Raw genomic sequence first — 20,190 nt, forward strand, 5'->3', positions numbered from 1 at the left:
TTATAGATCCAGATTTAAACCGAGAGATGAGTATTCTCGTCTTAGATTGTAATATTCTCCGTTAATATCATAACCTTTGTAATATTGATAATACAATCTCAATCCCCTACCATCAATCTTCCCAAATTTAAGACCAATATTTAGTGCAAAGTTTCTGCTGTTATCGTTTGTTCTCAGTTTACCATCCGCGGCGACATACGGTGATAAATTATAACTTATCAAATCTTTCATAAAATACTCAAGACCTGTTTGTAAAGTAGCTCTACCAATTCCCGCCGGATCAACATGGAAAAGATATGTTCCGCCGACATAAATTTTCAGATTATAAAATTCATAAAACCCAAGCATCTCCACAAATTCACGGCTAAAAACTTTAGGGATTAACCCATCTTTCCACTCATTTTTAACTCCATCATAATGTCCGTCAACAAAATGAGCACTGATATGGCTCACTCTAATTCTTCCGCCGAAAGAATAATTATGGACACTTGTTTTGTATCCTAAATTGACTCCAAACATGTAATCAACTGCATCAACCGGAAAATGGAAATTATCTTCCTTCTTCAAGAGAGTCCATGTAAAAAGATCGGCGCCGAATGAAAAAGTTTCGTAATCATTTTTAATCTGTATAATATCCAACGAATTACCAATGTTAAGCCATAACTGGTTACTATTTAATCTGAAATCAAAACCGAGTTTTGGCTCCAATTGATTTGCAGTAAATGGATGAATAGAAAGAGAATTTGGAAAATATTCAATCTCGGTTATAGACTGAGCATTAACCGAAGAACCAAGAATGTATATGAGATAAATAAATATATATTTTTTCATAATAGTTTTATCTTCATTTAGAAAGTTCTTCCCTTCCATTTAACTTTTCTATTCGGCAGAACAATAAATGGAAGCACAAGAACATATATTATAAAATAGATTTCAAAAGCAATGAAATGTGAAATTTTCATTCTGAGATTCAATTTATTGAAAACTGGTTTAACAAAAAAATAATCCACACAAATTTTGAAAATTGTTAGATACAGTGCAGGGAGTGAGAAAATAAATGGAAGCAACAAAATTGCAGTATGGACAATATATCCCCAGGCCATTACAGAGTAACCAATTAAATCGCTCTTCATTCCACCGACGCCCCAGCGTTTCTTCTGCCAATATAAAGTTTTCCAATCTGGGCATGCTTTGGAAGTTACCAACGCATTTTTATCAAGGGGATAAATAATTTTGTACTTCTTTAAATTGTGAATTGCCATTAAGAGATTGAAATCTTCGGTTACGGAAAAAGGCAATCCTTCATACCCACCAATTTCAAGATAGACACTTTTTCTGTATGACATATTATTGCCGATACAGCTTAACGGTTTACCTAGATTGATAGCTCCGGCAGCAACTGTAAGAAGATAAACAAAATCAATGGCCTGCATACCGGCAAACGCATTATGATTTTCTTGGGTTGTAAATCCGCCAACAAAGCCCACATCCTCTTTATAATATGACGCAATTGTTTTTGCCCAATTTGGTGAGACCACACAATCGGCGTCAGTAGTAAGAATTATTTCTCCGGATGAAATTTTAATTGCGTTTGCAAGAGCGTTCGTCTTTCCTTTCAGTGAACCGATGGAACCTTCTGGAGATATGGACTTAAATTTCTGTTTATCCTTGATAAATGCTGATATTAGTTCACCTGTAGAATCGCTAGAGTGATCATCTACAATGATTATTTCTAGTTTGCCATCCGGATAGACCAAATTGTTCAATGATTCCATACAATCAAGAATATTATCTTCTTCATCACGGGCGGCTACAATAACAGATATTGCCGGAAGCTGTTCGTCTAAAAGTTGATTGTACCTCTTTCCGGCGCCAATAGTAAAAATTACAAGCTGGATGAAGTAAAGTGAAACACCAATTAAGAAAATAATTTCGAACATTTTTCTCTGTTTAAATAATAATTTAAAATTGCAGCCATAAGTTAAAGCGAAAAATTTATATTGCACAAAGAAAATTAATAATTAATGAAAAGTTGATGAGCAATCCGCAACCATTAAAAAGATTTGGGCAGAATTATCTTGTTGATAAAAATATCATCAAGAAAATTATTTCTGAATTTGCACCCGAGAAGAGCGATGTAGTGGTGGAGATTGGACCGGGTACCGGCTCTCTTACTGCCGAATTAAACAATAGAGTAAAAAAACTTTATGCTGTCGAAATAGATAAACGGGTTGTGGAAAGCCTAGCTCTTAGTTATCCGGCGGTTCATGTTATAAATCATGATTTCATAAAGTTAGATCTCAACAAATTTTCAAACGAAAAACCGCTCCGAATTATCGGCAATATTCCATACAATATTACTTCTCCAATACTCTTCAAGCTGATCGAGAACCGTCCTTTGGTAAAAAATGCAATGTTAATGGTCCAGTTTGAAGTTGCAAAACGGATTACCGCCGAAGAAAAAAGTGACGATTATGGAATACTCGGCGTTCTGCTCAATTTTTTTGCTGATACGAAAATATGTTTTAAGATTCCGCCAACAGTATTCTATCCGAAACCAAAAGTTGATTCCGCAATAATTCATCTCGATTTTTCAAAACAATTGCCTAACGATCTTGACTTCAAATTGTTTATTCAAGTTGTAAAAGCAGCATTTGGAAATAGACGGAAGAAATTGAAAAACTCTCTTGGCAATAGTTCATTTGCAAATATTACGATTGATACGAATGAATTTGACACATCTCGACGTGCAGAAGAATTGACAATTAAAGAATTTGTCGATTTGACAAGAATCATCCAAAGATTCAAAAATACCGACAGATAGCACAGCTAATATGGTATTACAAACCTCAGGCGGTTTCTTCGTCAACCCTTTGAATCGTTTGTACTATAAGACTGAAATATCTGTCCAGTGAACAATTTGCATCTTCACGCAGATAACAGTTTCCGTTTTCTTGAGCACGGCATTCAACACAAACTGTTTCTCTTAATTTATTGTGTAATTCTTGAAGATCGTCAGAATCGTTATTGTGCACCACTTGAATAATTTGGGGAAGAAATAATTCAACTGCACAAGATTCTTTTTCATTTAATGAGCAGCCCCCTTTTTCATTGGAGTCTGCACAAATTGCACAAACATTTTGTTTTAATGCTTTAAGATATTTATCCATAAATTTGTCCCGTCAATTCGGTAGAAAAATTAACAATAAGATACTTAAGATGGAAGACACAAATAAAAAAATACAAGTAAGGAGAATATTTGATTCAATTTCGCAGCGTTATGATTTCTTGAATCATTTTCTGAGCGCCGGTGTTGATTTCTATTGGCGCAAAAAAGCAATTCAGCTTTCCGGCATGTCGCCTAAAACAAGATTATTGGATATAGCATGCGGGACCGGAGATTTTGCAATTACAGCCAAAAAAAACGGTGTGGAAAAAATTTTCGGTGCAGATCTTTCATTCAACATGCTCTCTTTGTTCAACAAAAAAGTCGATTGGATAAATGGGAAAGTTGTTGAAACAGTCGCAGAGGATTTGCCATTTAAAGATGAGTCCTTCTCCAACATCACCGTAGCATTTGGAGTTCGTAATTTTTACAATATCCCTCAAGCATTCAAATCCTTTTACAAGATTCTTTCCTTAAAAGGGAAAGTCACTGTTCTTGAATTCCGTCTGCCAAAGAATATTCTGATTAGAAATTTTTATCTTTTTTATTTTAACAAAGTACTTCCGTTTATCGGAAGAATTGTTTCTAAAGACAATGAAGCTTACACTTATTTGCCGGAGTCGGTTGGTGAGTTTGACAAAAAAATTGACCTAGTTAAGCTCTTTCAGGAAGCTGGTTTTTCTAAAGTAGAAAAGCACTCACTTACTTTTGGGTTAACTCAAGTTGTCATTGCTGAAAAATAAATGATTCGAAGTTTCTAAATTCTCTTTACGAAAATCTTTCTAATAATTTTTCTATTTACAAACATTCGGCTCATCCTAATTATTTATTATTGATTTTAACCGGCTTCTTTTAGAGAAATTATTTGTTTAATTGTTGAATCATTTTCACAAATAGATCTTTCTCTTTTGCCGAGTAACTCCAGCCCTCTTTTTCTAATTTATTTATTCCGGCAAGACCTTCCTTTAATCGCGATTCTTTGCTAAAAGCAAGGTTTAGAAATTTCGAAGAATTAATATTATCCTTCTTCTCAAAATATAATAATGCCAGCCCCAGCATTGAATCCCAATGTTCTGCATCAAGTTCTAGACATTTTTCAAAATTATTTTTGGCGGAACTATAATTTTTATTTGATAAATAATAGTATCCGATGTTATTATAAGCTGCCGCAGAGTTTGGGCTAAGTTCTAAAACTTTATTAAGATCTTTAATTGCCTCGTTAAATTTCTCAAATTGTGCATAACAAAAACTTCGATTGAAATAAGCATTTGAATAATCCGATTTCAATTCTACAGCTTTATTGTAATCTTCTAATGCCGCTTTGTAATCTTTTAAATGATATTTAGATAAGCCGCGGTTATTATAAGCATTAGCATAATCTGGTTTTATTTCTATTGCCCGGCTATAATCGGCTATGGCTCCATAATAGTCCCCCAACTTATCTTTTGCAAGACCCCGATTAAGATATGCATAAGTATAATTTGGATTTAGCTCTACGGCTTTATTATTATCCTCTATTACTCCGGTATAATCATTACTATAATATTTAGTGAGAGCACGATTGAAATATGCCACAGCACTCTTTGGATTCAATTCAATTGCTTTACTATAATCTGCACTAGCGCCCTGTTTATCTCCAGCACCATCTTTAGCATTACCACGATCGATATAAACGTTCGGGTCCGTGGAGTTCAATTCTATTGTTTTGTTATAGTCTGCTATAGCTCCTTGGTAATCCTTTAGATAATATTTAGCGAGACCTCGATTATAATATGCAACTTCATAATTCCCATCTAATTCTATTGCCCTGTTGTAATCTGAAATTGCACCATAATAATCTTCTAATTGAGTTTTTACTAAACCCCGGTTAGAATATGCAAGAGCATAATTCGGGTTCAATTCAATTGCCTTGTTATAATCTATTGTTGAAGCAGAATAATCTTTTAAGTGATATTTATCGAGACCGCGATTAAGATATGCTGTTGCATCGTAGGGATTTAATTCAATCGCTCTGCTGTGATCAGCAATAGCCCCATAATAATCTTTCATTTTATCTTTTGCATTTCCACGCCCAATGTACGAGTCTGGATCCTTCGGATTAAGTTCTATTGCCATGTTGTAATCAGCAATAGATTCTAAGTAATTCATTAATTTATATTTAGCAAGACCACGATTGTAGTATGCAGACGCGTTATTTGGATTCAACGAGATTACATAATTAAAATTTGTCACGGCATCGTTGTAATTCTCGGAATTTATATTATTATATCCCTGATCAAAGTACATATCTTCTTTATTGGTATCATACCAAGTTTTCACTATTTCACAATTATTACCAAGAGATTGACATTGTCTCATTGCGCCATCTTTTGCATTGATCGAATCAGCCGCGGCTAAAGATACACCGATAACTCTTGCACCTTCGTTATTGGTCCCTATAGCAATGGCACTAAATCCATTTTGTTCGGTAGATACAACTAGTACCGGATTCAACCCGCCATAATTTATGCATTGCTGGTATGCTGCTTCCTTGGCATCTGATTCGGTTGTCCGACCCCATGCTGCTCCCCAAGCCCCATTGTCTTTACTAAAATACACGGCACTTTGAGCGTTTATTGAATTAGTCGATAAAATAATTACGAGAAGAAGAAATGTAATTTTCATTTTAGTTTCCTCCGTTAGATTGAGATTTCTATTCATCAGAAACTGGAAGTTGATTTTATACTTAGCCGAATAAGGGAAGGTTTACAATAACGAATACTTCTTCTAAAAATAATTCCGTAATCATTATAGCGAGATTAAATGAATATGTAAAGCAGAGTTTAGACTACTCATCAAATTTTCTAAATGAAAAACTAATACTAACAAGAATATTATTTATACTTTTTCTCAATCTCCTCAATCTTATTATTTTTATAATCGGAAACACCTACCATCAAACCTGCTGTTGTAATAACGGCTCCAATAACTTGATAGATAGTTACATTTTGCCCGAATAAAAACATTATAAATGGAATTATCGCCAGATAAACATTTGTGTACGGAACCCAGAAATGTGCAGAGAAGCGTGCCAGTTTGAAAAATCCAAAACTATATATGTACCCGGTCAATCCGGCGAGCACTACAAATAATATCGGCCACCAGTTCTTAGGTAATATTGTCCCTTGAAATAATGAGAAGAATCTATGATACTCAGTGGTTGCAAATATCTTTTTTACATTTTCTTGAGTAACTTCTGCCAAATCCCTCTTGAGTATAAATTGACCATCTTTTTCTACATAACAGTTTAGAAGATATTCTTTCTGTTCGTTGTTTATTTTCGTAAAAACTCTCGTTTCCATAATGTTCGCATTTAACTTATCCGGAATATTTACATTCATTAAATTGCCAATAAATGGAATTATGAATAATGCCGATGTAATGAACATCATCTTCCAGACTTCGCGCCATGCTACAAGAGCATTCGGACCAACTCCCTTAAATGCGGTTTGAACAGTTTTGTTATTTAGAATCTGCTGCGAGAAGAGACATAAATTAATTATGATAATCCAGACAATAGCTGATCCGTCTAGAACCGACTTCGGATCAACAACTCCTCCGAGAATGCGAGGAAGATAAGGAAATGATAGGCCTGCAATTACCAATAGAATTCCAATCCAGTGCGCTTTTCTTATTGGTGCGTTAAATAATACTTTCCCGAAGAATGGAAGAAGTGCTAGGTAAACATTTACATATGGTGCGAATAAATGCGGTGAATAATATCTTGGTAAATAAAAGAAACCAATATTTTCTATAACTCCGGTAAAGGCACAAATCGCAATTGTGACCATGGAAATGGCACCCGGCCACAAATATTTCATTTTCTTTCCGCGAATTACTTCAACAATAACAGCAATTACTGCCCAGGCAAGTTTTGAAATCTCACGCCACCACGTCATAACACCTGGTGAAACACCTACAGGCTGGTTGCCAACAAACTTTTCTTGGTTGCCCATCCAGTTAAGAATGTACTGACCTCCAAGAGCACCATTAATTATTGATAACCAAAGAATTAGTATTAACCATTCCATTGAGCTGTTGCCTCTATTTAAGAGATGAATTTACATTTCAAAACTTTGATGATAATATAAACATCTATATATGAAAAATGTATTCTGAAATTTTTATATCAGCCTTTTTCTTAATTGATTGAACGACCGCGCTCTGTGGCTGATTTCATTTTTCGATTTAAAATCTAATTCAGCAATTGTTTTTTCGTAACCATCCGGTATAAAAATCGGGTCATATCCAAATCCGTTTGTACCTCTTTGTTCCCTGATGATCTGCCCAGGTAATTCACCTATCGCTTCAATCTCGATTTTCCCGTCATAATAAACCGCGCAACTTATAAATTTTGCAATATGGGGTTCCGGAAAATCTTTTAATTCTTCAATCACTTTTAGATTGTTATCTTCGTACGTGCAGTTCTCACCGCTGTAACGTGCAGAATACACACCCGGTTTTCCATTTAATTGTTCAATAGATAAACCGGAATCATCAGCAACTACCGGTTCTCTATAGATCTCATAAACTGCTTTCGCCTTTATGAATGCATTCTCTCGGAATGTTTTTCCGTGTTCTTCAATATCAATGTGGTTTCCAAGATCATAAAGAGAAATTATTTCAATTGATGAATCCGCAAAGATGGCTTTTACCTCATCTGCTTTGCCTTTATTCTGTGTAGCAAAAATTATTTTCATTAGTATCTCTAAAATGGAACGCTGATTATTACTATTTTCTAAAACTAACTTATGTTGCGCAAGAGGTGAATTTTTTGCTTCTAAGGCACAAAGACACCAAGTATAAATTTGATATTTATTCGTTTTTCGATATTTCTTTGTGCCTTAGTGTCTTTGTGGCAAAGGTTTTAAAAAGTATGCGTAACATCTGTTACAAAGAAACATCTGAAAAATTTCAATAATTATCCTTGCGAGTACTTTCACTTTGTTCGGTATAAACTTCGTGACTCAAAATAAATTTAGATTACTTCCCCGCAAAAAAGCGGGGCGCCTGGTATTTCATAACTCTTGATGACCATCAAGAAATATTTACCAGAAGTTTCAAGAACTTAAAAATCATTTTGCAGTTTGTCTTAGTATCTGACGTAATTCCTTTTTTCCATTTGCTACAATATCCAATTCATCATACATCAAACACCTTCCATCAGACACAATAATATTTCCGTCAGTCATAACTACTTTCACATTTTCTTTTGAAGCAGAATAGACAATACTGGAATAAACATTTTCGTTATTCAGGAGTAATGGTTGATCTGACTTATCAAGATCGAGTAAAACAAGATCGGCTTTTTTGCCGACTTCTATACTTCCGACTTCATTTTCTATATGCAGTGCCTTAGCACCTTCAATAGTGGCAAGACGAAATACGGTTAAGGCGTCCATCGAAGTTGGTCCATGAATCGGTTTTTGAATTAATGCTGCATTACGCATTTCATTGAATATACTTAAGCTGTTATTGCATGGTGCACCATCAGCCCCTAAAGAGATTGAAATTCCTTCTTTAATATAACGCGGAATGTTTGCTATACCAGAACCGAGCTTGAGGTTTGAGGAAGGACAATGAGAGACACGAACAGAATTCTTTTTGAGTGTTTTCAACTCTTTATCATTCAAGTGAATGCAGTGAGCTAGAACAGTATGAGAATCAAGAATTCCAATCGAATCAAAATATTCAACATTCTCTTTACCGGTCATTTTTCTAACAGTATCAACTTCAGTTTTATTTTCTGAAGAATGAGTATGGAAAAGTGAACCAGGAAAATCTTTCATCATCCCTTTCGTTTCAATTAATAGTTCTTTGGAACAGGAAAGAACAAAGCGCGGTGCAAATCCAAACTTCACTTTATCATTATTAGAATTATGAAATGACTTTGCCCAATCATATGTTGATTTTAAATTCCAATCGGTCGTCTCGCAAAATGAAGGATACAGTTCATTCTGATCCATCATACAATTTCCGGCAAATGCACGTAAACCCGAAGAGATTAATTCTTCAAAAATAATTTCTTGATGCCGCAGTGTGCCCATATCTAACAAAGTAGTTGTACCGCCTGTTATCAGATCATTTAGACCTAGACGGACAGAAGCGCGCAAAGAATTTCTTGTGTGTGAATTTTCATAAGGAAAAATTCTTTTTTGAAGCCAATCGAGCAATTCAAGATCATCTGCCAATCCTCTGAATAAAGTTTGACATAGATGTATATGAGTTTGGATGAACCCAGGTATCAAAGTGTAATTTTGGTAATTAAGAATCTCTCTATCAAATTTTTTAAATTCATTAAGCGGTGCAATTTTTTGAATTTTTCCATCTACAATTTCAACCGCATGGTTATAAAGAACTGTGTTGGTCGGGTCAACTGTAACAATCCTGTTTGGTACTATCAGTTTACTTTTCATTTATTTTTCTCTCAGCAAATATTTCATCCATCTTTTCTACAGCATAACGTAAATGAGGAATTATAATCGAACCGCCAACAATTAAAGCCACATTAAATGTTTCATACAGTTCTTGCTGTGTTGCTCCTTCTTGAATGGCACGGTCAATATGATAAAGGATACAATCATTGCATCGCAGTACCATAGAAGAAGAAAGTCCCATTAATTCTTTAGTCTTCGCATTAAGCGCACCGTCTATATATGCTTTATTATCGAGCGCAAAAAATTTATTAAAATCTCTAAATCCGGAATTGAGAATTCTGTCATTCATTTCTGCCCGGTAAGCTCTAAATTCATTTACATTGGATTTCATAATATTTCCTAATTTCTGTTTAATTCTTTTTTCAAAAATTTGCCCGTTAAACTTTTTTTATTTTGAGCAATAACTTCAGGAGTTCCGGTCGCTACTATTTCTCCGCCATATTCACCGCCTCCTGGTCCCAGATCTACAACATAGTCGGCAACTTTAATTACATCCAGATTATGTTCAATTACAATTACGGTATTTCCTTTATCAACTAGTTTGTTAAGTACGTTAAGAAGAATATTAACGTCCTCAAAATGAAGTCCAGTTGTCGGTTCATCTAAAATATAAATTGTTTTCCCCGTTTGCACTTTGCTCAATTCTGCTGCAAGCTTAACTCTCTGCGCTTCACCGCCTGACAGTGTTGTAGCCTGCTGCCCAAGTTTGATGTAACCAAGACCGACATCATTTAATGCCTTTATTTTTCTATTGAGCGCCGGCAGATCTTCAAAGAAACCTACGGCATCTTCAACAGTCATATCTAAAACTTCGGATATTGATTTTGTCTTGTAAAGAATTTCAAGTGTTTCCATATTATATCGTTTGCCGTTACAAACTTCGCATAATACATAAACATTAGGCAAGAAATTCATCTCAATTTTTTTTAGTCCGTCACCCTGGCATTCTTCACATCTGCCGCCGGAAACATTGAAACTGAATCTTCCTGCTTTGTAACCGCGCATTTTTGACTCCGGCAATTGCGAAAAGAGATCCCGGATGTGCGTGAATAATCCTGTGTAAGTTGCAGGATTCGAACGCGGAGTTCTGCCAATAGGCGATTGATCAATCTCTATAACTTTATCAATTTGTTCAAGTCCTTTAATTTCTTTAAATGAAAGTGGAGTCACTTTAGAGTTATAAATTTTCTTCGTCAAAATTTTTACAAGAGTTTCATTTATCAAAGAAGATTTACCGGAACCGCTCACTCCGGTGATTGCAGTAAAACTACCAAGAGGAATTTTCAGATCAACCGATTTGAGGTTATTACCGCTCGCACCATTTAACTCAATGAATTTATGATTCCCTTTTCTTCTTTCTTCAGGTATTTCAATTTTCTTCAAATCTTTGAGATAATCGAGTGTTAATGATTTTTCTTCTCTTTTTGATTTCAAAATTTTATCGGTAAAACCAACTATACAAACTTCGCCTCCGTGAATACCGGCGCGTGGTCCAAGGTCAACAATATAATCCGAGCTTTCAATAGTTTCGCGGTCATGCTCTACAACTATTACTGTATTACCGAGATCGCGTAAATCTTTTAATGATTTAATAAGTTTGATATTATCCGCTTGATGCAATCCAATGCTCGGTTCATCTAATACGTATAAAACACCGGCAAGTTGAGAACCAATTTGCGTGGCTAACCTGATCCGCTGTGATTCACCGCCGGAAAGTGTTCGTGCCGAGCGGTCAAGAGTTAGATAGTCCAGACCGACATTCAATAAAAACTCCAAGCGGGAATTAATTTCTTTTAAAATCTGGTGTGCAATTATTTCTTCTCGGGGCTTCAATTTTAAATTAGAGAAGAATTTTATTGCTTTCTCAATTGATATTGATGTTGATTGTGAAATGTTGAGACCGTTTAATGTTACCGAAAGCGATTCTTTTTTGAGTCTGCCGCCGTTGCATGTTGAACATGTGGCTGTATTCATAAAAGATTCTGCCCACTCCCGCATTTTGTTTGAGGAGGTGTTATCGTAATAGTGTTTTATATAATTTATTACACCGTTAAACTTGTGAGTATAAGTTACAGTTCTTCCTCCGCCGTATGTATAAGTAAAAGGAATTTTTTCTTTTGTTCCGTTTAACAATACATCTATTTGTTCTTTAGAAAATTTTTCGAGAGGGGTGTCGTAATCAAATCCAAATTTTTGCGCAATAATTTCAAGCTGGTTAAAGAACCAAACAGTTCTCGGTTTTCCTACAGCCGCAATTCCCTCTTCATTAATTGTTTTTCCCCAGTCTGGAATAATAAGATTGATATCAAGTTCTTTCTTCTCACCAAGTCCATCACAATCCGGACATGAGCCGTAAGGTGAATTGAAAGAAAAAGAATTTGGTGCAAGTTCTTGAAATCCGATTCCGCAATAAGCACAAGCAAGATTGCGGCTGTAAATATGATCTTGTGTTCCGTCATTAATAATTACGTTTCCGTTTCCATAGTTCAATGCAACATCAATTGATTCGGCAATTCTAGTACGGGATTTTTCACCAACTTTGATCCGGTCAATAACAATTTCAATATCATGAACTTTGTACCGATCAACTTTGAATGTTTCGGTCAATTCATGAGTTTCCGCATCAACACGTACACGTACAAAACCGTCCGCCAATATTTCCGCAAACAATTCGCGGTAGTGCCCTTTTCTACCTCTAATTACCGGAGCCAAAATAACTACACGTTTATCTATGAACTTTTCTAATACCGTATCAATAATTTGGTCCGATGATTGTTTCTCCACTTCTCTACCGCAATTGTAGCAATGTGGTTTTCCAACACGAGCATAAAGTAAACGGAGATAATCGTAAATTTCTGTTACAGTGCCAACTGTTGAACGCGGATTACCATGCGTAGATTTTTGTTCAATTGAAATTGCCGGACTTAAACCTTCAATTAAATCAACATCGGGTTTTTCAAGCACGCCAAGAAATTGACGCGCATAAGCTGATAAAGATTCAATATAACGTCTCTGCCCTTCCGCATAAATTGTATTGAATACAAGAGTTGACTTTCCCGAACCTGAAAGACCTGTAATTACTATAAATGCATCCCGGGGAATCTCTAAATCGATGTTCTTGAGATTATGTTCGCGGGCACCTTTTATTATTATTTTATTTAAAGACTGCAATTAGATAAATTTCCGTAGTTTAAAATGTTATTGTAAACAATGCAGATTAGAAAATCAATTTTTCATGAGATCAAAAATCTATGACAAATCTTCCCGAACAGGTAAAAACTATCTCCTCTGAGAGTGAATTCAAATTGAAAGAGAAAGGTTCCACTTTTATCTCAATTTCAAAGCCTATAGAAAATATTGACGAAGCGATAACATTTTTAACATCATTAAAGAAAAAATATTACGACGCGACACATCACTGCTATTCTTATCAATTAGTTGACGGCACATTCAAATATTCAGATGATGGAGAACCGAGCGGAACTGCCGGGAAAAGAATATTCAATGCGCAAAGTCATTTTGGTCTTACAGACTTGATAACTATTGTGATTCGCTACTATGGCGGTGTAAAACTTGGTGTTGGACCTCTGGGTAAAGCTTATTATGATGCCGCAATTCATAATTTAGAATCATCAAAAACCGAAGAAAAATTCTTACATGCAATGATCGAAATCGAATATGAGTTTGAATATTCCAACCTAATTCATCATTTAATCTCGAAATATCAACTTATTATACAAAATCATCTCTTTGAACCAAATCCAAAATTAATATGCTTAATTCGAAATTCAATCATAAATAAATTTTCTTCGGAAGTATCGTCATCTTCGAATAGTAAGATTCTCGTTAAGACAACCGACCAGATTTTCTACAAAAAATAAATAGCTTTTTTTTATGATTTGGCATATCTTGACAAAGAGCCCTTATTTACTTAATTTGATTTTAGGATAAGAAGCACCCTATAGTCCTTTAAAAGGAAAAAATAATATCAATAAAATGCTGAGGCATAAATGATTTACACCAAAACGGGAGAATATGCAATAAGAGCAATTTTATTCTTAGCTCGACAAACGAAAGAAAATCTAATTATGTCTTCTGAGATTGCAAAAAATGAAGACATCCCCGCTCATTACCTTGCAAAAATTTTACAAAGGATGGCCAAATACGGATATGTTGATTCATTCAAGGGAAGAGGCGGCGGTTTCAAAATTACCGAACTTGCTAAAAAAAGTTCAATTCTTGAAATAGTGGAAAGAGTTGAAGGTCCTGTTATTAATTTAAAATGTGTTACCGGATTGAAAGAATGTTCTGATGAATATCCTTGTCCTTTACATGATGAATGGGCTGAATTGAGGAATAAAATTTATAGTCTTATTTCAAGTAAATCGGTTCAAGAAGTTGCGGAAAAATACGCAGAGACTTTGAAGAAACCGAGACAATAAAATCATTCTGAAGAAAAAGGATTTAAGGCATTTCGCTTTAAATCCTTTTTTTATTTTAAAAGAAAACTAACTTTTGAAGTTCTTCAAATCATTAAAAAAAAGTTTGAGATAACTCAAGTCCGAGCATAAAATATTAAGATTCGTGAGGCTGATCTGATTTAACTGAAGATATTTTTCTGAAAGAACAGATCTTATGAACTCAGATCCATTACTCAAAAGTTCTTCCAGAATTATTCTAACTTTTTCAATACTGTTTTTATATTCTTCCACTGCTTTTAAAAAATATGGTTCATCAATTGCAGTGTCTTTTTTCTGCACGACTCTAAGAAGTCCATTTGAAAATTTTGCTTGAAAGGATAATTCTTTTAGAAGAGAAATTTTATTTTGTTTAATTGAAGTATCTATAATCAATTCGAGATCTTCACGGTTGTGAAGATGATTTTCTGCAAGTTCATCAACTTTTAGCATAATATTTTCTGTAGTTAATTCTAGGTTCATCTCTAAACTTTTACTCCAAGACCAATCCCGTCGCCAATAGGAAGGATTGTAGTTTTTAAAGACGTTTGGTTAGCAAACAATTTATTAAACTCACGTATAAATTTTGTTGATCTGCTATAAGAAGCGGGAACAGATCTCGCTGCCGGATAACCATGCCAGAGAAGATTATCAACAAATAAAATTCCATGTTTCTTTAGCAACATTAATGAATAATAAAAAAGTTTTTCATAATCTTGTTTATCGGCATCCAGAAAGATCAGATCATATTTTTTTTCGAGTGACGGCATTATTTCTAATGCGTCGCCTTCAAGAATATTTATTGATGAATTAAGTTTGGCGCGTTTAATAAATTCTGTTGCAAGTGTAATATTATCTTTGCTTTTCTCAATAGTATCTAATAATGCTTTCTTACGCAGATGTCTTGCAATTCTGATTGATGAATACGCAATTGCAGTTCCAATCTCTAAAACTCTTTTAGGGCGATGAATGAGAATAAGTTCTTCAAGAAACTCAGCTGAATTCCAGTCAAGTATCGGGATTTTTTTTTCAAGTGCAAATTCTTCCATCTCTTTAAGAAGCGCATCCGGTGGATTTCTTAATGACGATAAATAAACTTGCTGTCTCTCATAAAGAATTTTTGTCATCAATAATCTCTCATTTGATCAACATCATTTTTTTTGTTGATGTAAAATTATCTGTCTGCAATCTATAAAAATAAACACCGGAAGATAATTGATAATTGACAATTGAGAATTGCGAATTATAATTTCCAGGTTGTTGAACTTCGTTTACAAGAACGGCTACCTCTTTTCCCAACACATCATAAACTTTCAACTGTACATGGCTGATAGTTGAAAGCTGATAGCTGATAATTGTACTCGGATTAAACGGATTCGGATAATTTTGAGAAAGATTGAACTGAGATGGAATTTCATTTTTACTTACTACAGAAGTCAGATTACTAATATTATAACTTCCGAAAGAAAATTTGTATGTACCGCTAGCTGGTTCACTTACAGATCCGCCAGAACTTGTTTGATAAGTAAAATAAAATTCTACAGAAGCGCCGTTGGTAGACCCAGGAATTGTGTAATTGAATTTAAGAGTATTATTGAAAGTAACTTGATTCATTGGAACTGATTGATAAGAACTTCCATTAATACTGTAATTTAATCTTACTGTTGAAGAATTCACACCATCAGCATTTATAAAAATTTTATTGAGTACATTGTAAACATTATTAACTGCACTTAGATTTGGATAAGAAATTGCTTTCTTAGCTGAAATCAATCCCCAACCCCTATCGTTGTTAGGATTAGCTGTGTTGTCGCCCGATTCAAAAAAGATTTTTCTCATTTGCACATTAGTTAAATGTGGCCAGGCTGATTTTAATAAGGCAGCAATACCTGCCGTTATTGGAGTCGCATAAGAAGTTCCATCGCCATAACCATATGAACTTCCAGAAATAACATGATACACATCAACACCCATTGCAACGACTTCAGGTTTAGTTCTGCCATCCGACGTTGGACCACGGCTGCTAAAACCAGCCATTAAATTAGAATGATCAACAGCCCCAACAGTAATTATATTAGGAGCGTCGCCCGGAGAAACAATCCCGCCTTGATTAACTCCCCAATAGTTACCCTCATTTCCAGCAGCAGTAAATGTTGAGACACCCTTAGCAAATGCAATGTTAACTGCCTGTGCGACAATAGTAGTATGACCATTCATATCAGCATAAGTATATGATGCTTGGTTAGGATCAAAAGTACTATATCCAAGAGAACTACTGGTGATATCAACACCTGCATTTTCCATATCTTCGAGAGCTGCGGCGTAGTTATCTTCCTCTATATGAAGGTCGTTATTTCCATTGTCAATTTCGGTTTTGGCAAGGAAAAAATTTGCGTTATAAGCTGGTCCAATGATTTGCCCGGGATCATATCCTGCCATGATAGAGAATACTCCGGTCCCATGTGTATTCGCATTACTTACATCGCTACTATTAGTGGCATAATTATATTCTCTTAAAACTTTTCTGGATGATAAAGAGGGGGGAGTTTTCCAATTGAAACCATTATCAAGAATTCCAACATAAACTCCAGTGCCGTCAATTCCCAAATCATGCACAACAGGAATATCTGAGAGCGCATTTTGTGTCAGCGAGGGTCCATAGTTCAAAGAAGTTGTCGAAACAATTTTATTTAATTGCTGAACATTATTATTCTGATTGATTAATTGATTTTCATCCGTTCTTGATTTGAACACCCGAACTCTTTCAATTTTCGTAATACATGATAATTTTTCCAATTGATTTATTTGAGCATCAGTTAAGTAACTGCTCACCGCATTGAACCATTTTAATTTGTTCACAATTTTAATTCCTTGCTGCTCAATTTGAGTAGTATAATCTTCGTTGAGGGGTATATCTTCATACGTTATATAATTATCCTCACCCATAACCTGCTTTCTTCTTTCAATAGCTTTAGGTGAGAGTTCTTTCTCTGCCATTTTAAATAAGGCGGAAGATTTCTGAAGTACTCTTGCCTCTGATACACCTTTATCTTTGAAATAGATCAGATATTTTGTTTGTGCTGAAATGAATGAAGCAGATATAAGAATTAGCAAAAAGACGATTTTTCTCATTTAATCCTCTTAGACAAATGAATTTTTCTATTTAACAATGTACCAAATAAAAAAGTGCGAATTGAGAAATAATTTTTCCCTATTCGCACTTCGATTTAAAGATTTATTTGCAAAAACTCAATGGACTAATTTTGCAATTCTTCCTAACCTAACTGTACTTAACAAGTTAAAGAAATCAGAGAATGGAATACTCGGATCCCATGACCAATAGATCATAAGTGCCTCGCCGACAACTTTATCCCGGCGTACAAATCCCCAGAAACGGCTATCCAAACTATCGTCACGGTTATCTCCCATCATGAAATAATAATCTTGCTTTAATGTATATGAATCAACAGGTTTGCCTTCAATCATAATTTTGTTGCCATCGACAGTAACAACACGCATTCCAAATTCACGGTCAATAATTGTGCGCCATTGTTCAATGTTTTCAATTGTTAGTTTAATTACATCTCCTTTTTTCGGAACGACAAGCGGACCATAATTATCTTCGTTGTAATTACTTCCTTTAGGAAATATTCCTTCATTACCAATTCCCTTTGGAGTAACATAATTATTTGCATATTGAATTTGCGGTGCGCGCGGCGCTTCCTTTCCGTTCACGAAAACAACTTTGTCAACAATTTCAATTGTATCGCCGGGTACTCCGATGCATCTTTTAACATAGTTACTAATATCGGGTGGAATTAATTCATCTTTAGAACCGGGAAATTCAAAAACAACAATATCTCCCCGTTTTGGTTCACGAAGAGCGGGCATTTGAAAATATGGAAGAGAAATATTTGTGAATGGAATATTTCTTGGCGATGACGCACCATATACAAATTTATTAACAAAGAGAAAGTCACCAACCCAAATTGTTTTTTCCATAGAACCTGTTGGCACACGCGACGTTTCTATAAAAAATGTTTTGATTAGAAATGCGGCAACAGCAGCGAATAATAAATTTTTCCAAAACTCCCAAAATTTTTGTTTTGAGGTTTTCGCAACCGGATACTTTTTCTCTTTTGATTGTTCTTTCTTTTCTTCGTTTAACAGCGCCATGTTTCCTTCTTCAAATTTCTATGCGAACTGGTTTATTAATTTTATTTTCATATTCTCGTTCTTGAGCAAGATCATGAACACGATTAAGATCATGAGCAAGATGAAGAATCAATCATCAATTTGTAATACTGCTAAGAATGCTTCTTGCGGAATTTCAACGTTGCCAACTTGCTTCATCCGCTTCTTTCCTTCTTTTTGTTTCTCAAGAAGTTTTCTTTTTCTTGTAATATCACCGCCGTAACATTTTGCCAATACATTTTTACGCATCGCTTTCACAGTTGTCCGGGAAACAACTTTAGAACCGATAGCCGCTTGAATTGCAATCTCAAACATTTGCCGCGGAATCAATTCTTTCAGTTTTGTACATACTTTCTGTCCCCACACAAAAGATTTCTTTTCATGGCAAATAATCGAAAGTGCGTCAACTTTTTCACCGTTCAATAAAATATCGATCTTAACTAAATCCGATTCACGGTAACCGGTAAATTCATAATCGAATGAAGCATAACCGCGCGAGATCGATTTCAATTTATCATAAAAATCAAAAATAATTTCTGCAAGCGGAAACTCAAATTCAATATCGGCACGAGTCGGATCAATGTACGTTGTGTTCTTATATACACCCCTTTTTTCAATCGCAAGCTGCATTAAGTTCCCAACATATTCGCTAGGGGTAACTATTTGTGCTTTTACATATGGTTCTTCAACGTGTTCAATATCTCCCACGGCAGGCATATCAGAGGGATTATCAACAATTACTTTATCTCCATTTTTCTTGTAAACCCAGTATTCAACGTTAGGAAGAGTTGTAACGATTGACTGATCATATTCACGTTCAAGTCTTTCCTGAACTATCTCCATATGAAGCATGCCGAGAAATCCGCACCGGAAACCAAAACCGAGAGCTGCAGATGTTTCAGGAGAATAGCTTAAAGCTGAATCGTTGAGACGGAATTTTTCTAATGCTTCTCGTAGGTTTTCGTAATCATCGGAACTTGTTGGATAGAGACCGCTGAAAACCATCGGTTTAATTTCTTTATAACCGGGAAGTGCTTTTTCTGCACCATTACGGAGATGTGTAACGGTATCACCAACTTTAGCATCGTGAACGTCTTTCACGCCGGGTATTAGATATCCAACATTACCGGCTCTAAGTTCACCAGTTCGAATTCTTCCAAGACGTAAAGTGCCAACTTCCTCTGCAAGATATTTTTTATCATTAACAAAAAATTTTATTTCATCTTTTTCTTTTATAACGCCATTGAAAAGACGAACGTAAGCAACAGCACCTCGGTAAGAATCAAAAATTGAATCGAAAACGAGTGCTTGAAGCGGTGCGTTTTCGTCTCCTGTAGGCGGAGCGATCCGATGAACAATCGCTTCCAACATCTCTTCGATACCGATTCGTTCCTTGGCGCTTACTAAAATTATATCTTCGTTTTTGCATCCTATCAAATCTATAATTTGCTTTTGGACAACATCAATCATTGCGCTTGGCAAATCGATCTTGTTTATAACCGGAATAATTTCCAGGCCGGCATCAATTGCCATATAAAGATTACTGATAGTTTGTGCTTCAACACCTTGTGCAGCATCAACAACCAGAATAGCACCTTCACATGCGGCAAGCGAGCGGGATACTTCATAAGAAAAATCAACATGTCCGGGAGTATCAATCAAATTCAGAGTGTATTCAAAGCTATCCTTTGCAATATATTTCATCTGTATTGCATGAGATTTTATTGTAATTCCACGTTCGCGTTCCAGGTCAAGACTATCTAACAGCTGATCCTTTGCCTCACGCTTGGAAATTGTGTGCGTTGTTTCTAGAAGACAATCGGCGATTGTAGACTTACCGTGATCTATATGAGCAATTATGCAGAAATTGCGGATGTGTATCATGTTTCTCAATTTT

Annotated in this window: 18 protein-coding genes; 4 read left to right on the top strand and 14 right to left on the bottom strand. The window is 35.2% G+C overall.

The features are described from left to right. Together NTX65_16665 and NTX65_16670 are read right to left on the bottom strand one after the other, a co-directional pair. Complete coding sequence (locus tag NTX65_16665; GenBank protein MCX6170968.1) at positions 1–870, bottom strand: DUF1207 domain-containing protein; 870 nt, start codon at positions 868–870, stop codon at positions 1–3. After that, entirely contained in the window at positions 849–1,940 is a 1,092-nt protein-coding gene (locus NTX65_16670) for a glycosyltransferase (GenBank protein MCX6170969.1), read from the bottom strand. The genes NTX65_16665 and NTX65_16670 overlap by 22 nt, the downstream gene beginning before the upstream one ends. A 95-nt stretch (positions 1,941–2,035) precedes the next feature. On the opposite strand from NTX65_16670, the gene rsmA reads away from it, so the two are divergent. Continuing rightward, a complete protein-coding gene (gene rsmA / locus NTX65_16675; GenBank protein ID MCX6170970.1) occupies positions 2,036–2,824 on the top strand; it encodes a 16S rRNA (adenine(1518)-N(6)/adenine(1519)-N(6))-dimethyltransferase RsmA in 789 nt (262 codons plus the stop codon). 25 nt (positions 2,825–2,849) lie between these two features. On the opposite strand, the gene NTX65_16680 is transcribed toward rsmA, so the two are convergent. After that, entirely contained in the window at positions 2,850–3,170 is a 321-nt protein-coding gene (locus NTX65_16680) for a hypothetical protein (GenBank protein MCX6170971.1), read from the bottom strand. A 49-nt stretch (positions 3,171–3,219) separates the two neighbouring features. Between NTX65_16680 and ubiE the strand changes: the two genes are divergently transcribed. Then, the gene (gene ubiE / locus NTX65_16685; GenBank protein ID MCX6170972.1) at positions 3,220–3,909 is read left to right on the top strand and encodes a bifunctional demethylmenaquinone methyltransferase/2-methoxy-6-polyprenyl-1,4-benzoquinol methylase UbiE; all 690 of its coding nucleotides are present in this window, start codon (positions 3,220–3,222) and stop codon (positions 3,907–3,909) included. A gap of 118 nt (positions 3,910–4,027) precedes the next feature. Here ubiE and NTX65_16690 read toward each other — a convergent pair whose 3' ends face one another. From NTX65_16690 to uvrA, 6 genes are all read right to left on the bottom strand, one after another. Further along, the gene (locus NTX65_16690) at positions 4,028–5,830 is read right to left on the bottom strand and encodes a tetratricopeptide repeat protein (protein ID MCX6170973.1); all 1,803 of its coding nucleotides are present in this window, start codon (positions 5,828–5,830) and stop codon (positions 4,028–4,030) included. 209 nt (positions 5,831–6,039) lie between these two features. Next, positions 6,040–7,236: a hypothetical protein gene (locus NTX65_16695; protein MCX6170974.1), complete on the bottom strand. Its 1,197-nt coding sequence runs from the start codon at positions 7,234–7,236 to the stop codon at positions 6,040–6,042. A 93-nt stretch (positions 7,237–7,329) separates the two neighbouring features. Beyond that, on the bottom strand, positions 7,330–7,905 hold the full coding sequence (gene rdgB, locus NTX65_16700; GenBank protein ID MCX6170975.1) for an RdgB/HAM1 family non-canonical purine NTP pyrophosphatase: 576 nt from the start codon (positions 7,903–7,905) through the stop codon (positions 7,330–7,332). Positions 7,906–8,280: 375 nt separating this feature from the next. Then, the gene (locus NTX65_16705) at positions 8,281–9,621 is read right to left on the bottom strand and encodes an amidohydrolase family protein (GenBank protein ID MCX6170976.1); all 1,341 of its coding nucleotides are present in this window, start codon (positions 9,619–9,621) and stop codon (positions 8,281–8,283) included. Then, a complete protein-coding gene (locus NTX65_16710; GenBank protein ID MCX6170977.1) occupies positions 9,611–9,973 on the bottom strand; it encodes a carboxymuconolactone decarboxylase family protein in 363 nt (120 codons plus the stop codon). The genes NTX65_16705 and NTX65_16710 overlap by 11 nt, the downstream gene beginning before the upstream one ends. A gap of 8 nt (positions 9,974–9,981) precedes the next feature. Beyond that, a complete protein-coding gene (gene uvrA / locus NTX65_16715; protein MCX6170978.1) occupies positions 9,982–12,813 on the bottom strand; it encodes an excinuclease ABC subunit UvrA in 2,832 nt (943 codons plus the stop codon). Between the two features lie 80 nt (positions 12,814–12,893). Here uvrA and NTX65_16720 point away from each other — a divergent pair, with 80 nt between their 5' ends. Further along, positions 12,894–13,523: a YigZ family protein gene (locus NTX65_16720; GenBank protein MCX6170979.1), complete on the top strand. Its 630-nt coding sequence runs from the start codon at positions 12,894–12,896 to the stop codon at positions 13,521–13,523. 129 nt (positions 13,524–13,652) lie between these two features. Next, complete coding sequence (locus NTX65_16725) at positions 13,653–14,084, top strand: Rrf2 family transcriptional regulator (protein ID MCX6170980.1); 432 nt, start codon at positions 13,653–13,655, stop codon at positions 14,082–14,084. 66 nt (positions 14,085–14,150) lie between these two features. Here NTX65_16725 and NTX65_16730 read toward each other — a convergent pair whose 3' ends face one another. The 5 genes from NTX65_16730 to lepA form a co-directional block, all read right to left on the bottom strand. After that, on the bottom strand, positions 14,151–14,582 hold the full coding sequence (locus tag NTX65_16730; GenBank protein MCX6170981.1) for a hypothetical protein: 432 nt from the start codon (positions 14,580–14,582) through the stop codon (positions 14,151–14,153). Between the two features lie 2 nt (positions 14,583–14,584). After that, positions 14,585–15,226: an O-methyltransferase gene (locus tag NTX65_16735; GenBank protein MCX6170982.1), complete on the bottom strand. Its 642-nt coding sequence runs from the start codon at positions 15,224–15,226 to the stop codon at positions 14,585–14,587. 10 nt (positions 15,227–15,236) lie between these two features. After that, positions 15,237–17,231: a S8 family serine peptidase gene (locus tag NTX65_16740; GenBank protein ID MCX6170983.1), complete on the bottom strand. Its 1,995-nt coding sequence runs from the start codon at positions 17,229–17,231 to the stop codon at positions 15,237–15,239. Positions 17,232–17,348: 117 nt separating this feature from the next. Next, positions 17,349–18,275 carry a signal peptidase I gene (gene lepB / locus NTX65_16745; GenBank protein ID MCX6170984.1) on the bottom strand — a complete coding sequence of 309 codons (927 nt, stop codon included), beginning with the start codon at positions 18,273–18,275 and terminating at the stop codon, positions 17,349–17,351. Positions 18,276–18,383: 108 nt separating this feature from the next. Beyond that, entirely contained in the window at positions 18,384–20,177 is a 1,794-nt protein-coding gene (gene lepA, locus NTX65_16750) for a translation elongation factor 4 (GenBank protein MCX6170985.1), read from the bottom strand. Positions 20,178–20,190: the final 13 nt, after the last annotated feature.

The sequence above is a fragment of the Ignavibacteriales bacterium genome (assembly GCA_026390795.1).
Classification (GTDB): domain Bacteria; phylum Bacteroidota; class Ignavibacteria; order Ignavibacteriales; family Melioribacteraceae; genus Fen-1258.

Coding starts and splice junctions, on each gene's coding strand:
- NTX65_16665 (MCX6170968.1), bottom strand. CDS start 870: ATGGAAGGGAAGAACTTTCTAAATGAAGATAAAACTATTATGAAAAAA.
- NTX65_16670 (MCX6170969.1), bottom strand. CDS start 1,940: ATGTTCGAAATTATTTTCTTAATTGGTGTTTCACTTTACTTCATCCAG.
- rsmA (MCX6170970.1), top strand. CDS start 2,036: ATGAGCAATCCGCAACCATTAAAAAGATTTGGGCAGAATTATCTTGTT.
- NTX65_16680 (MCX6170971.1), bottom strand. CDS start 3,170: ATGGATAAATATCTTAAAGCATTAAAACAAAATGTTTGTGCAATTTGT.
- ubiE (MCX6170972.1), top strand. CDS start 3,220: ATGGAAGACACAAATAAAAAAATACAAGTAAGGAGAATATTTGATTCA.
- NTX65_16690 (MCX6170973.1), bottom strand. CDS start 5,830: ATGAAAATTACATTTCTTCTTCTCGTAATTATTTTATCGACTAATTCA.
- NTX65_16695 (MCX6170974.1), bottom strand. CDS start 7,236: ATGGAATGGTTAATACTAATTCTTTGGTTATCAATAATTAATGGTGCT.
- rdgB (MCX6170975.1), bottom strand. CDS start 7,905: ATGAAAATAATTTTTGCTACACAGAATAAAGGCAAAGCAGATGAGGTA.
- NTX65_16705 (MCX6170976.1), bottom strand. CDS start 9,621: ATGAAAAGTAAACTGATAGTACCAAACAGGATTGTTACAGTTGACCCG.
- NTX65_16710 (MCX6170977.1), bottom strand. CDS start 9,973: ATGAAATCCAATGTAAATGAATTTAGAGCTTACCGGGCAGAAATGAAT.
- NTX65_16720 (MCX6170979.1), top strand. CDS start 12,894: ATGACAAATCTTCCCGAACAGGTAAAAACTATCTCCTCTGAGAGTGAA.
- NTX65_16725 (MCX6170980.1), top strand. CDS start 13,653: ATGATTTACACCAAAACGGGAGAATATGCAATAAGAGCAATTTTATTC.
- NTX65_16730 (MCX6170981.1), bottom strand. CDS start 14,582: ATGAACCTAGAATTAACTACAGAAAATATTATGCTAAAAGTTGATGAA.
- NTX65_16735 (MCX6170982.1), bottom strand. CDS start 15,226: ATGACAAAAATTCTTTATGAGAGACAGCAAGTTTATTTATCGTCATTA.
- NTX65_16740 (MCX6170983.1), bottom strand. CDS start 17,231: ATGAGAAAAATCGTCTTTTTGCTAATTCTTATATCTGCTTCATTCATT.
- lepB (MCX6170984.1), bottom strand. CDS start 18,275: ATGGCGCTGTTAAACGAAGAAAAGAAAGAACAATCAAAAGAGAAAAAG.
- lepA (MCX6170985.1), bottom strand. CDS start 20,177: ATGATACACATCCGCAATTTCTGCATAATTGCTCATATAGATCACGGT.